Source organism: Paraburkholderia humisilvae, assembly GCF_902859855.1.
Taxonomy (GTDB): Bacteria; Pseudomonadota; Gammaproteobacteria; order Burkholderiales; family Burkholderiaceae; genus Paraburkholderia; species Paraburkholderia humisilvae.
The window spans coordinates 1-12,757 of record NZ_CADIKH010000103.1; the positions used below are offsets into that span (position 1 = coordinate 1).

The following is a 12,757-nucleotide window of genomic DNA, read 5'->3' on the forward strand; positions in this document are numbered from 1 at the left end:
AATGCCGTCCACCGAACAGCCCCTCCAGACCTTTTCGCTTGCTCATCACCGGCTACCAGTTTGATGGCCGGCTACTTTAACCGATTCACCGAAACTATTTGCACCAGAGCCCCTCCCGGCCCCCTGCACACTTGCCGAACAGCACCGGAAGAGATGCCATGCCATGATCTTTTCCGTCTGACGCGTGCGCTCGCCGAACTCACTCGAAACATCGGGAACCCAAACACGGCGTGCATCGTAGCCCTCACGGACAGTCAATGCCGCGTCTGAAATTGCTCTTCCGGATTTTGCACACTTCGTGACGGGCGGCAGCTGGATAGATGTCCGCTTTTCTGTGTCAACTTCACGTCAGGCCGACAGTGTGGCCGCCGCAGACTACGCTGCGCCAATGGCGGTGCGCCCGATCAATGGGCCTATGGTGTTTTTGCACGCCCTGACGACCTCGACAAGAAAAATAGCGATTCCCGAGTGAACAATTCCATCACATATTCGAACCCGTGCATTCATGTACATTGCCCGCAAATGATAAAACATTCTCAACGCATAATTTACATGAAATGTCATGCTAATTGATTGTTTCGTTTGAAATCTGTTAGAAACTGTCGTGGACTGGCTTGACTGCCTTGCGATATTCGGGGAGCGCGTCTACGATGGCTCCAGTCCTCTTGGGCGCCAGTGCAATGTGATCAAGCGCTTCCGACGCGTATGGCGTTGCCTTGCCTCGTCAATTAACAGATTCTTCTGAAATTCTGCATGCGAAAACGAAGCCTCTCCTTCAATTATTTATGAACACTATCGTCTAGCTCCGTACATTCTGAACGTTCTCGTGATTATTTGGCTAACTAACTGAATGTCAAAAAAAACGATCAACGTGTTATCGGCACGACAGCTGAACTATTGGACCTATCTATCCGAACAGTTTCGAGTTTACGATCTAATTATTAAATTGCGCAGCATGCGCCTTTTAATTCAAATAAGGTACAGACCATGGAATATGTTGCCGCAAGGGCGGATGCGGACACTGCACCGTCAGGGAGCGATCTTCGGGAGCATAGCGATCGTCCCTATCTCTTCGATATCGGAGACGCGATTCCATTGGGCGTCGTACCGTACCGAATGCATGCGTGGACGATCCGCCGCGAAAACCATGGCGAACCGGTCTCGGCATTCAGTAAGGAAATCGTGAACGTGCCGGCGGTCGGCGTAGACGATGTGCTCGTTCTCGTGATGGCCGCAGGTGTCAATTACAACGGCGTATGGGCCGCGCTCGGCCAACCGTTTTCGGTGCTCGATTTGCACTGTGATCCGTATCACATTGCTGGTTCGGACGCGTCCGGCGTCGTGTGGGCCGTCGGCGCCAACGTCACGCAGTGGAAAGTCGGCGACGAGGTCGTCGTGCATTGCTCACAGGTCGACGGCCAGGACGAGGAATGCAATGGCGGTCACCCGATGCTCTCGTCTTCGCAGCGCATCTGGGGATACGAGACTTCTTACGGCTCGTTCGCGCAATTTACGCGCGTGCAAGCGACGCAATTGATGCCGCGCCCGAAACATCTGACATGGTCCGCCAGCGCGTGCTACACGCTCACACTCGCGACCGCTTACCGGATGCTGTTTGGCTACGAGCCCCATGTGCTGAGGCCCGGGCATTCCGTGCTTGTCTGGGGCGCCGCGGGCGGCCTCGGAACGATGGCGATACAACTGGCTGCACTTGCGGGTGCGCGCCCGGTTGCTGTCGTATCGGACGATTCGAAAGCCGGATTCGTGAAAAGCCTCGGTGCGGTGGGTGTGATTAACCGCTCACACTTCTCGTGCTGGGGTACGCCGCCGCCGATCGATGCCGTTTCGGAGTACGCCGCATACGTCGAGGGGGTCAAGAAATTCGGCAAGGCTATCTGGCAAGCGCTCGGCGAAAAGCGGGACGTCGACATGGTGTTCGAGCATCCAGGTCACAATACGTTTGCCGTTTCGTGCTACGTGGTGAAGCGCGGCGGCATGGTCGTCTTTTGCGCGGCGACAAGCGGATATGACCTCACATGCGACGCGCGGTACATCTGGATGCGCCAGAAGCGCATTCAGGGCAGTCATTTCGCAAGCCTCAAGGAAGCCGCTGAAGCGAACCGGCTAGTGATCAGCCGCCGCATCGATCCTTGCCTATCCGAAGTATTTCCGTGGAGCCAGCTGCCGCATGCACATGCCAAAATGCGCTCGAACCGACACCTGCCTGGCAATATGGCCGTGCTCGTGCAGGCAAGCGGCAGCGAAGATCGTGATGCCGTCCGCCGGCGTTGAGTGCGCAAACGCATATGGAAAAATCGAATACAAACGTCGGGCAGCTGGCGATCGTCGGCATGGCTTGTCGCTTCCCGGGCGGGAACTCCACCGGATCCGCCTATTGGCAGTTTCTGAACTCGGGGCGTTCGGCAATTCGCGAAACGCCGCGCGAACGGTTCGATATCGACGCCTGCTATTCGCCCGATCCCGATGAGCCAGGTACGACCTACTCGCGCGTTGCGGGCTACGTCGACGACCCGTTTCATTTCGACCGCGAATTCTTCCGCATTTCCGCAGCGGAAGCGATCGAAATGGACCCGCAGCAGCGTTGGATGCTCGAGCTCACATGGGCGGCGCTCGAAAACGCCGGCATCGCGCCGAGCCGGCTGCGCGGCAAGCGCGTCGGCCTCTTCATGACGACGGGCGAAGCCGACTATGGTCGCAGAACAATCTGGTCCGGCGATCCTTCAGGCATTACGACGTACTCCAAACTGGGAAACCTGCGCGCGATGGCGCCGGGGCGCGTTGCGCATGTGCTCGGTTTTAACGGACCCGCGGTTTTCGTCGACACGACATGCTCGTCGTCCTTGGTTGCCATCCATCTTGCTGCACAAAGTTTGCGCACTGATGATTGCGACATCGCGATAGCCGGAGGCGTCAATCTGATTCTGGGACCCGAGGAGACAATTGGCGTTGCGCGTCTGCAAGCGATGTCGCCCTCCGGCCATTGCCGCCCTTTCGACGCGGCCGCCGACGGATATATACGCGGCGAAGGCGGCGGCGTGATCGTCCTTAAACGCTACGATGAAGCACTCAAGCAAGGCGACCGCATCGACGCGGTACTTGCTGGTTCCGCAATAAACAGCGATGGTGCGAGCAACGGCCTCACCGCACCCAATGGCACGGCACAGGAAGCGGTGATCAGGCATGCGCTCGCTCGGGCCGGCGTGCGCCCTGAAGATGTCGAATATATCGAAGCTCATGGCACGGGCACGTCGTTAGGTGACCCGATTGAGCTGTCGGCGCTGCGCAATGTCTATACGCGGTCGGTTGAGCGACCGAAGCCGATTCTCGTCGGATCGGTAAAGTCGCAGGTCGGCCACCTCGAGGGCGCTGCCGGAATGGCCGGCATTATCAAGGCGATGCTGATTCTACGACACAGGTTCGTACCGGCACAGGTCAACTTCGCGAAACCGAATCCGCGGTTCCTTTGGGACGGCACGCAACTCGATGTTCCACGCGAAGGAGCCGCGCTCGATAGCGCCAGGCCGGTAGTGGGCGTCAGCGGGTTCGGCATTACGGGCACGAACGTTCATCTGATCCTTGCGGCCCATGACGTTCAGCCGGATACCGCTAACGCCGCAAATGCCGAGCGCGAACGCGTGCTGACGCTCTCGGGCCGCACGTCGAAGGCAAGAGAACAGCTTGCCATCGAATACAGAAACCTGCTGCAAAACACGGCAGCGCCGCTGCGTGCTATCTGCTGCACGGCAAGCGTTAGACGCGATCACTTCAATCACCGGCTCGCGTTGGTCGGCTCGAAGAATCAAGATTTCATTGACGCGATCGACGATTTCCTTAGCGCCAATCCATCGGGCAAATGGCACGCCGGCGAGACACCAAAGAAGAAACGGATTGTTTTCCTGGTTCCGGGGCAAGGTGCATGGCAGCCCGGGATCGGCGCGCAGCTCTACGCGGGCAATTCGATCTTTCGGCGCATCGCGGATACATGTCTGCGCGAGCTCGATACTGATACGGCGCATGATGTGCTGACCGCGATTCATGGGAACGATCCGTCGTCGGTGCGTCATCACCCGGGACAGCTTGCGCACTTCATTGTGTGCTTCTCGTTGGCTAGCACGTGGATCGAGCTCGGGCAGACGCCCGATCTTCTGATAGGCCACTCGCTTGGCGAACATGTCGCGGCAGTAATCGCGGGCGTGATGACGATCAAGGACGGACTCAAAGCCGTGGAAGCGCGCGGCAGGCTTTTTGACACGCAAACGCCGCGAGGCGCAATGCTTGCGATCGCCGCGAGCGTTCAAGAGCTGCACGCGCAGTTCGAGTTCGGTATGGATCTGTTTGTCGCGGGTATCAACGGACCCGAACAGACGGTCGTCAGCGGCACGCGGGGGGCGGTACAGAAAGTACAAAGCGCGATGGTCGCGTTGGGTAAGCGCGTATCCGTGCTGAAGACCTACGATACACCTGGCCATTCGCCAATGCTCAATTCGATGTATGACGCGTTTCGCAGCACACTGCAACCGTTGACACTTAAGCCCCCACGCATTCCGATCATCTCGACGCTGACCGGGCAGCTGGCAACGGATAGTATCGACAAGGTCAACCATTGGCTCGACCTTGTCGAGCAGCCCGTAAGATTTCACGAAGCCCTGCTCGCGGCACTCGATGGCAATTCCACTTTTATCGAGGTCGGTCCTGGCGCAGCGCTTTCGAAGCTCGCGCGTGCTGCTACGTCCGACTGGCAATGCGCGGTGTCTTCGTTAGCCGACGGGCCGGACGGTGACGAGGAAACCGAGCTGACGGGCTTCGCACACGCATGCGCGCGGCTCTACAGCCTCGGCCATGAGATCACCTGGGACAAGCTTTATGGCAAGCCGCCACGGCCTGCGGAATTGCCCACGTATCCGTTCGACGACGAGCGCTTCGAGTTGCCGTTTCCGGAGCGCAAGCTTGCGGGGGCGTGCGATACTGCGACAGCTCGACGGGTGATCGCCGACATCGATGAAGTCGTCAGGGGCGATACTACACCAGTGAACGCGGTTGTGATCGCGGGCGATGAAGCGAATGCATCCGGCGATGCAGACCGGCAAGCGTTACTTGGCCTGATTCGCTCTATTGCCGCCTCGGTCGCATCTGATACGACTTCGTTTGCCGATGACGTCGCGCTTGTAGAACAGGGTATGGACTCGCTCGCACTAACGGAGTTGCGCATCCGGCTACATAAAACGCTCGGCAAAATGCCCCCTATGTCGATGCTCGCGAGAGGCGCATCGCTTGTGACGATCGCGGGCTATATCGCATCTTCGCAGTCGCGCACGACGTCGGGTTCGATGAATTCCGGCGCTGCGATCACGAAGGCGGGTGACGCACAGCCATCCACAAGCAACCCCAACAACATCGACGAACGTTCGCTCGTCGTGCCGCTGCGCGAAGGCGATGGCCCTGTGATTGCGCTCGTGCATCCGGTCGGCGGAGACGTGCTGTGCTACCAGGAGCTCGCGGCATCGTGGCCCGGTGATCCATCGGTTGTTGCGATTCGGCATCCGTACTCGGATCAGGACGTCGTGGTCGGCTATCTGTCGATTAAAGAACTGGCTTCGCTCTACCGGTCCGCGTTGAAAAAGACACTAAAACGTGCTCCCGACCTGCTCGGCGGCTGGTCGTTCGGCGGGCTCGTCGCACTCGAAATCGCCGCACAATGGAAGTCGGACGATATCGAAACGCCGCCACTTCTGCTCATCGACAGCCCATTTTACGAAGGTAAATTTGCCTCGCGTTTGAAAGCGCTTGTCGCCGAGCTCGATTGCTATGAAGGCCCTCGTCTTGTCGATATGCTGTTGGCCGACGCCCGCTTCGACGCGATGTTGGATCAAGACTTCTACCTGTCAGACGTCCGCAGTCGCGCGAACCCGGACATCTTTGCGCATATCGCACGCCTGCATGCGTCGGGTGCAGCCGCGCTATCGCTACACCACCCGCAACGGCTGCATACGAGCATTACGTATGCATTTGCTACGCGAGGAAAGGACAATGTATCGGCCGAGCACGTACTTTCGCAGTTACGCGCACTGACCAACGGCAAGATCACCATGAACGCGTTCGACGAAGATCACAACTCGATCATTCGCAGGCCTTGCGCCGCACATCTCGCGCGCTTCCTCAGTGGTGGCACGGTCGATGGCCAACATTTGATGCTTGTAACGGAAGCGTGAAGAGTAAGCAAAGGACAAGACGATGAACGAGCTTGGCGGTTACGATATCGAAGACTTGTACGTCGGCATGAGCGCGACGTATCGCAAGCAACTGATCGAACGGGACGTGCTGCTTTTTGCCGATGCATGCGGCGACCGGAACCCCGTGCACCTCGATGAGCAATACGCGCGCGCCACTCCGTTTGGCGGCCGCATTGTGCACGGCATGCTGGCCGCGAGCGTGATTTCGGCCGCGATTGCGAGCCAACTGCCGGGACCTGGATCGGTATATCTGTCGCAGGACCTGAAGTTCATGCGTCCCGTGAGACTCGGCGATACGGTCGACGCGACGATCACCGTGTCCGAGATCATCACGCAGATGCGCCGCGTGCTGCTGAGAACAATCTGTAAGGTTAAAGACGAAGTTGTGATATCGGGTCAGGCGCTTATCATGGCGACCTCGTTTGCGGCAGTAGCTGCTACCGCGAGACAGAAGCCCGCTGACTCGTCGTTGCCGCACGCCGATGCGCTTGAAAACCCGCTTATGTCACGCGAGGCCTAGCATGCTGAAAGAGTTTATTCATGGAAAGGAGAGCGGTTACGGCGCCGAGCTCGCCTCGCTCTTAACCGATCGTCCGTTCGCTTCGCCCGCCCATCATTCGAATCTAGAAACATTCCAGCGCAACACGTACGAGCAGCCGCCCGTGTTGAACCGATGTGCGGGCTCCAGAGCTGAACTGATCGCAAACCGCAAGCACCTCTTTACCGCCGTGGCGTCCTCGGCAACAGTCAATCCATCTCTCTTTCACGTCGCACAGTCGTACTATGGGGTCGCACTGTCCATCATCAAGACGCTCACGCGGGGATTCGAACGCGCCCATAAAGCCGGAAGCGTCGTGACCATCGACACGTTTTTGTATCTGTTTTCTCCCTTTATTTCGCCCCTGAGGAGTTGAACCCATGAGCACCGAACTTCAATCTACGTCCACGAATGGCGCGGGCCATGTGACGGTGGACAAGATCATCGCATGGATCACGGAATGGACCGAGTCGCACGACCTGAAAGTGCCGACCGATCTTAATCAAACGTTCTCCGACGCGGGCTTCGACTCGCTTCACTCGGTCGAACTCGCGTTCTTCCTTGAAGAACGGATCGGCACGAAGATCGATGAGACTGTCCTCTACGACTATCCGACCTTTGCATCTCTCGCCGGCTACTTGGTTAGCCGAATCGAGCCTGCGTCCACGTCCAAAACAGACGGCGGCGGCGCCACGCTAAGCAAGCAGGTGAGTGACACCGCGATGGACTGGTAGCCCCGAACACATCACTAGCGAGCACGAACATGGCGAAAGCGACTTGTCCCGATGCCCTGATGCCCCTCGTGCGTGCAAACGCGAATGCACGCACAGAATGGATCTCGCAGGTAGCCGGTTGCGGATCGGCGCTCCCCGAGCGCCGCGTGACGAACCACGAATTATCCACGACAGTCGACACATCGGACGAGTGGATCACGCAACGGACCGGCATCAAGGAGCGCCGTATTGCTGCCGACGGCGAAAACACCTCCGATCTCGCACTGCGCGCGGCTCAGTCAGCGCTCACGCGTGCGGGCATGTGCGGTGCCGACGTCGATTTGGTCGTCGTCGCCACGAGCACGCCTGACCGCACGATGCCGTCGACCGCCACGCGCGTTCAGGGCGGACTCGGCATGACGCGCGGCATCGCATTCGATGTGCAGGCCGCGTGTTCAGGGTTCGTGTATGCGTTGTCCGTTGCCGACAACATGGTGCGGCTCGGTCAGGCGCGCACCGCTGTGGTGATTGGGGCGGAGACGATGTCGCGCATTCTCGACTGGAGCGACCGCGATAGCTGTGTGCTGTTCGGGGACGGCGCCGGCGCCGTGGTCTTGCGGGCCGTGCGCTACGAAGAGAACACAACGCAACAAAAGGGCATCCTGTCGACGCATCTCTATTCCGACGGTCGGCATCAGGACAAGATCTACACGGACGGCGGCACGTCTTCCACGCAAACAGCCGGAAAGATGCATCTGGTCGGCCGCGAGGTCTTTCTGCATGCGGTCGTCAACCTCGCTCAGGCTGCGGAAGAAGCGCTCGCGGCGAACGGCTTGACGCAAGTGGACGTCGACTGGGTCGTTCCTCATCAGGCAAATCGGCGCATCGTCGAGACATTGGGCGAAAAGCTGCGTCTGCCGAAGGAAAAGATCGTACTTTCCGTGGGCCATCACGGAAATACTTCAGCGGCGTCGATTCCGCTCGCGCTGACCGATGCGGTGGATGACGGCCGCATTAAAGCGGACGATCTAGTGCTGACCGTAGCAATGGGTGCCGGCTTTACGTGGGGATCTGCGTTGATCCGATGGTAACAGCGTCTGTATTCGTGCCCCCGGGCGCTGCCAACAGGTGGGAAACCCTGTCCTGCCGGCTCTGTCAAGTTGATGGGCGTAGACCAAAAGGCCACTTCAAAAGGCCTACTCCGCTCGTTTGAATATGTCGCGGCAGACGAATGCGCAAGCAAATTTGAGGAATGCTTCCTGAATGTCGCTACGACGATCGAAACGGATACGAAGACGCCGGAAATTTTGGAGCCACGAGTGAGTCCGTTCTAAGTATTCACGAGAAATTGGTTTGAAATTCGGAGCCGTATGCGCGCAGCAGTTCGGCGAGTTGGGCATCAATGGTGTCGCGTGTCCAGGTGATGGCACGGCGCCATCAATATTTCAGGTGCCGCCAGACGATCTCGATCATGTTGAGCTCAGGGCTATAGGCTGGCAGGTAAAACAGGATGACCTTATGTTGGAGCAGCCAGCGTTGGCGCGTCGCGTCACTGATGCTGTGATGGATGCTGGCATTGTCCAGCACGATCACCGTGGGCAGACCGTTCCCGGTGGCGAGCACACCGTCGATGAAGCACTCGACATCCGGGGCTTTGATGGTGCCGCTATGCGAGGCGTGGATCAGAGCGTTCCCGCCGAAGTCCAGTGCGCCGATCACGCTGCGGCGGCAGTGAGGGTTCGGTTCGACCCGGTGAGGCAAGCCCCGTGGTGACCAGCTACGCTGAACCGGCGGCGATGCATGGAAGCCCGCCTCATCGAGATACAGCAATCGTACGGCGTGCTCGCGTGCAGCCTGCTGGAGTTTATCGAGTGTGGCGTGTTTCATGGCGAATGCTTCTTCGTTGCGCTTTTTTTGAGCGTGTAGCGATTTCGCTTGAAAGAAAAACCGTTGCGCTTGAGCGCTTCGCCCAGCGTTTCGACTTTGCAAGGCAGCGGCCCGTTAAGCGCGACTTGCATGCGCTGGGCAATGCCGCCAAGGCTCAGCGGTTCGGCGCGGGCGATCTCAAGGGCCACAGTGATCTGGGCTTCAGTCAGCAGCGCATGCCGGCCGCCGTTATGTGCGCCCATCAAGCCGCATATGCCCCGCGCGCGCCATGCGTGCGACCAGTTGTAGACGCTCTGGCCACTCACACCCAGTTGCGCGGCAATGGCGCGGGGCTTGAGGCCACGTCCGAGCATCAGCAGGCCAGCCGCGCGTGCCCGTGTGTCCCGATGACGGTGGTTGATCGACATCTGCTGCAACGTCAGCTCCTCCAGGGCGTTCAACGCTACGACACACCTCATCCACGACCCCGGCTCCGAACAAAACGCCAGGTTAGCCAAAGTCAAACCGTTTTACCAGAAACACTTACCACGCAGCGGAATTTTCCCGGACCACTGCCATGTTCGGTTCGACGCCGTGCGATCACCGGTCTGATGCCACGATCACACAAGCGCCGGCGATGTATGTTGGAGTCGTAGCCGCGTCGCCGTAAATGACGTTCCACCGTGACGAATAAAGGACAGATGCGCTGGAAGATCTTCGACGGCGCGTTGAACACCGGCATACTGATCGACTTCATGCGACGGCTGATTACCGGGGCTAAGAAAAAGATCTTCCTGATTCTGGACAATCTGCGTGTACTTCACGGCAAGGCCGTGAATGCCTGGCTGGAAAGGCATCGCGACCGGATCGAGGCGTTCTGTCTGCCCAGTTACAGTTCTGAGCTGCCCCCCCAACGGAGATGGCCAATGCCGACCTCTGGCAAAGCGTGACACGCCGCACACCAACGCGCGCCAAGCTGCAACTGGTCAAGGCCACCATGCACTACTACAAGGTCGTTCAGAAACAACCCGAATGCATCCGGCGATACTTTCAGCATGATCCCGTTCGCTATGCCGCTTGATTCCAACATTTTATTGTTGGATCGATAATCTTACCAGGAAATTTTCTCGAATTCGGCGGGGACAGTCCAACCCTGCCGTGCGGCGAGATGTTCCTTGAGTGTGGCACGATGACGTGCCGCATTCATGTGGTTGGCTCGATAGTTGTCGATGCACTTCAGCACAAGGGCCACGCGGCGCGCCTCTCTTCCGCAGTCTGAAGCGGGCGCACTGTCAGAGTAAGTATCGAAATAGATGCCAACGGAAGAATTTCATGTCAGGCGCAAATATTCTGCTTTTCATCGACGATATCATTGACGCTCGCGAAGTTCTCACACCACTTCGAGTGCTCCCACTGTTGGGATACGTCGTTCATGTAGCGAGTCCTCGGAGAAAAGCGGGGGACAAAGTCAGATTGTCAAGAGCTAAGAGCTTGTTCGCGACCGGGGGTTCTGTTATAGAGCAGCCTTCAGTGACGCTTAACGCCACTCTTGCGGATGCAACGTTGTCGGAATTTGACGCGCTCGTTATTGCTATGGGCCGAACGTCACAATCCTTTCTTCAGGACGATCACGTATTGAAGATCATCCGGTTGTTCGCCGGGGAAGCTGGTAAGCATGTTATAGGTGTGTGCGGCGGCGTGCAGTCACTTATTGCAGCAGACGTCGTTCGTGGACATCGCGTCACATGTAACCCCGAACTTGCGTCCGACGTGCGGCTCGCGGGAGCGGAGTATGTTGAAACGACACCGAGCGGTGCCGTCTTGGATCGCGATCTTATCACCGGCATTGAAGGAGACTACTTTCCCGAATGGATTGCTTTGCTCCAGGATGCCTTGAGGCAGGGTGAGCGAGAAAATCGCGAATATCCACCAGCGTCACGCACAAGCGTGTGTTGGCCGAACGAGGGACTTGACACAGCGTCCCCTCCTTCGAGATTTGATCAGGGGATGTTGACGCTCGAGGCCATTAGCGGCGAAAACTATAAAAAATTCATCCAAACGCTAAATCGCCTATCGCCCGATTTCGGCGTCTTGCTCGTGGAGACAGGGTACGCTGATCTTATCAGTCGCCCGGCCCTTACTCTGAAGAGTCGCGAACTTGCGACGGTCGCAACACTAGTCACTCTAGGCAATGCAACTTCGGCGCTCAAATTCCACTGTGCAGGAATGTTGAATACGGGCTGGAGTGCGCGAGAGTTGGTGGAAACGGTGCTTCACGCCGTAGTGTATGCGGGCTTTCCCGCGGTGTCGAACGCGCTAAGGCTGGTTAGTGACGTATTACGTGAGCATAAGATCGACCCCGAATCTTCTCGTGACGAATTGCCGAGTGGCAATCGAGAGATTCCAGCCGAAGTCTTGACGCTCATGGTGGCCCACGACGCGCTCGGAGGCAGGATTGAGCCAGTGCTGGCTACACTTATCTCGAAGTTTGTGTATGGCGAAATTTGGAGTCGACCGGGTCTTTCCGTAAAGGACCGACAGCTCGCTACGCTAGCCATGGCAATGACGAAGGGAAACCAGGTTGCGGCGGTCTGCAAGCACATCAAGGGATGCCTCATGATGGGTTGGACTCGGGCCCAACTGGTCGAGGTCTTGATTCAGATGACGGGATACATTGGTTGGCCGATGACATTGGCTGTAGCGGGGCCGGTGCTGGAAGTCTTTGATCGCTTCGACGAAGAAGGATTGCCTCCGATACCCAAGGATCCGATAGCCCGCGAAGTGTTCGAAGTGCAAGCTATTTCTCCGGTTCCGGGGGCGCTGGCCCATAAGGGATGCGCAACATCGTGTAAACAGAAGTTCAACGTTGCGGACGATATAGGTGCTGTCCTGGCGCGTTATACCACTGAATTTTTCGGAGCAAAGACGGTCGGTCGATCGGGGAAGCTTGACGGAAAGACGAGGGAAATTGCCATCATTGCAGCGTTGACGGCAACAGGGCGTACGGTCGACACGGAGTCGCTTGAAAGTCATGTCAATACGGCGATCGACCTTGGTGTGCAATGGTGCGAGATCGTCGAAGCCATGGAGTTGATGCTTCCTTATACGGGTTTTGAGGCGGTTAAGCAGGCGATGGGATATGCGCATGCGACTGGTGAAGAGCGTCCCTTCACCTAAGACAGAGCTAAAGTCGAAAGTGGTGTACGGGGGAGTTGAGGCGGGAAGTTGAAAGCGGTGGAGGTTTCAGCTGAGAATCTGATTGTCGAAGTCGGAAACCAGCAAAAAATCAAACCATCCACCATGAGCAAGGATACGGAAAAAGCAGTGGTCGGTCTATCGGGAGTCGGGCTTGGTCTGGACGAACTGGTTCGTCAAGGGGCACGGCAAAT

General features: G+C 57.9%; 9 protein-coding genes and 3 pseudogenes. 8 read left to right on the forward strand and 4 right to left on the reverse strand.

Annotated elements, in window-relative coordinates:
- The first annotated feature begins 987 nt into the window (after positions 1-987).
- The 6 genes from ccrA to HV796_RS37665 are packed head-to-tail and all read left to right on the forward strand — an operon-like array spanning position 988 to position 8,593.
- The gene (gene ccrA / locus HV796_RS37640) at positions 988-2,292 is read left to right on the forward strand and encodes a crotonyl-CoA carboxylase/reductase (protein ID WP_175232915.1); all 1,305 of its coding nucleotides are present in this window, start codon (positions 988-990) and stop codon (positions 2,290-2,292) included.
- 14 nt (positions 2,293-2,306) lie between these two features.
- Positions 2,307-6,230 carry a type I polyketide synthase gene (locus HV796_RS37645; RefSeq protein WP_175232916.1) on the forward strand — a complete coding sequence of 1,308 codons (3,924 nt, stop codon included), beginning with the start codon at positions 2,307-2,309 and terminating at the stop codon, positions 6,228-6,230.
- A 22-nt stretch (positions 6,231-6,252) separates the two neighbouring features.
- Positions 6,253-6,771 (forward strand): MaoC family dehydratase, encoded by a 519-nt coding sequence (locus HV796_RS37650; RefSeq protein WP_175232917.1) that lies wholly within the window; start codon positions 6,253-6,255, stop codon positions 6,769-6,771.
- A 1-nt stretch (position 6,772) separates the two neighbouring features.
- The gene (locus HV796_RS37655; RefSeq protein ID WP_175232918.1) at positions 6,773-7,165 is read left to right on the forward strand and encodes a hypothetical protein; all 393 of its coding nucleotides are present in this window, start codon (positions 6,773-6,775) and stop codon (positions 7,163-7,165) included.
- A 4-nt stretch (positions 7,166-7,169) separates the two neighbouring features.
- Complete coding sequence (locus HV796_RS37660) at positions 7,170-7,523, forward strand: acyl carrier protein (protein WP_175232919.1); 354 nt, start codon at positions 7,170-7,172, stop codon at positions 7,521-7,523.
- Between the two features lie 59 nt (positions 7,524-7,582).
- A complete protein-coding gene (locus tag HV796_RS37665; RefSeq protein ID WP_175232922.1) occupies positions 7,583-8,593 on the forward strand; it encodes a beta-ketoacyl-ACP synthase III in 1,011 nt (336 codons plus the stop codon).
- A gap of 105 nt (positions 8,594-8,698) precedes the next feature.
- Here the strand turns inward: HV796_RS37665 and HV796_RS37670 are convergent.
- From HV796_RS37670 to HV796_RS37685, 4 genes and pseudogenes are all read right to left on the reverse strand, one after another.
- Positions 8,699-8,845, reverse strand: a pseudogene (locus HV796_RS37670) (IS5/IS1182 family transposase); the annotation flags it as partial.
- Positions 8,846-8,939: 94 nt separating this feature from the next.
- Positions 8,940-9,389, reverse strand: a complete 450-nt coding sequence (locus HV796_RS37675; RefSeq protein WP_175232920.1) for an IS630 family transposase — start codon at positions 9,387-9,389, stop codon at positions 8,940-8,942.
- Positions 9,386-9,796 (reverse strand): helix-turn-helix domain-containing protein, encoded by a 411-nt coding sequence (locus HV796_RS37680; RefSeq protein WP_246356276.1) that lies wholly within the window; start codon positions 9,794-9,796, stop codon positions 9,386-9,388. The genes HV796_RS37675 and HV796_RS37680 overlap by 4 nt, the downstream gene beginning before the upstream one ends.
- A gap of 116 nt (positions 9,797-9,912) precedes the next feature.
- Positions 9,913-10,029, reverse strand: a pseudogene (locus HV796_RS37685) (IS5/IS1182 family transposase); the annotation flags it as partial.
- 16 nt (positions 10,030-10,045) lie between these two features.
- Between HV796_RS37685 and HV796_RS37690 the strand changes: the two are divergent.
- Together HV796_RS37690 and HV796_RS37695 are read left to right on the forward strand one after the other, a co-directional pair.
- Positions 10,046-10,449 (forward strand): annotated as a pseudogene (locus HV796_RS37690) (transposase); the annotation flags it as partial.
- 251 nt (positions 10,450-10,700) lie between these two features.
- Positions 10,701-12,545, forward strand: coding sequence for a carboxymuconolactone decarboxylase family protein (locus HV796_RS37695; RefSeq protein WP_175232921.1), 1,845 nt, complete (start codon positions 10,701-10,703; stop codon positions 12,543-12,545).
- Positions 12,546-12,757 lie beyond the last annotated feature (212 nt).

Coding starts and splice junctions, on each gene's coding strand:
- ccrA (WP_175232915.1), top strand. CDS start 988: ATGGAATATGTTGCCGCAAGGGCGGATGCGGACACTGCACCGTCAGGG.
- HV796_RS37645 (WP_175232916.1), top strand. CDS start 2,307: ATGGAAAAATCGAATACAAACGTCGGGCAGCTGGCGATCGTCGGCATG.
- HV796_RS37650 (WP_175232917.1), top strand. CDS start 6,253: ATGAACGAGCTTGGCGGTTACGATATCGAAGACTTGTACGTCGGCATG.
- HV796_RS37655 (WP_175232918.1), top strand. CDS start 6,773: ATGCTGAAAGAGTTTATTCATGGAAAGGAGAGCGGTTACGGCGCCGAG.
- HV796_RS37660 (WP_175232919.1), top strand. CDS start 7,170: ATGAGCACCGAACTTCAATCTACGTCCACGAATGGCGCGGGCCATGTG.
- HV796_RS37665 (WP_175232922.1), top strand. CDS start 7,583: ATGCCCCTCGTGCGTGCAAACGCGAATGCACGCACAGAATGGATCTCG.
- HV796_RS37675 (WP_175232920.1), bottom strand. CDS start 9,389: ATGAAACACGCCACACTCGATAAACTCCAGCAGGCTGCACGCGAGCAC.
- HV796_RS37680 (WP_246356276.1), bottom strand. CDS start 9,796: ATGTCGATCAACCACCGTCATCGGGACACACGGGCACGCGCGGCTGGC.
- HV796_RS37695 (WP_175232921.1), top strand. CDS start 10,701: ATGTCAGGCGCAAATATTCTGCTTTTCATCGACGATATCATTGACGCT.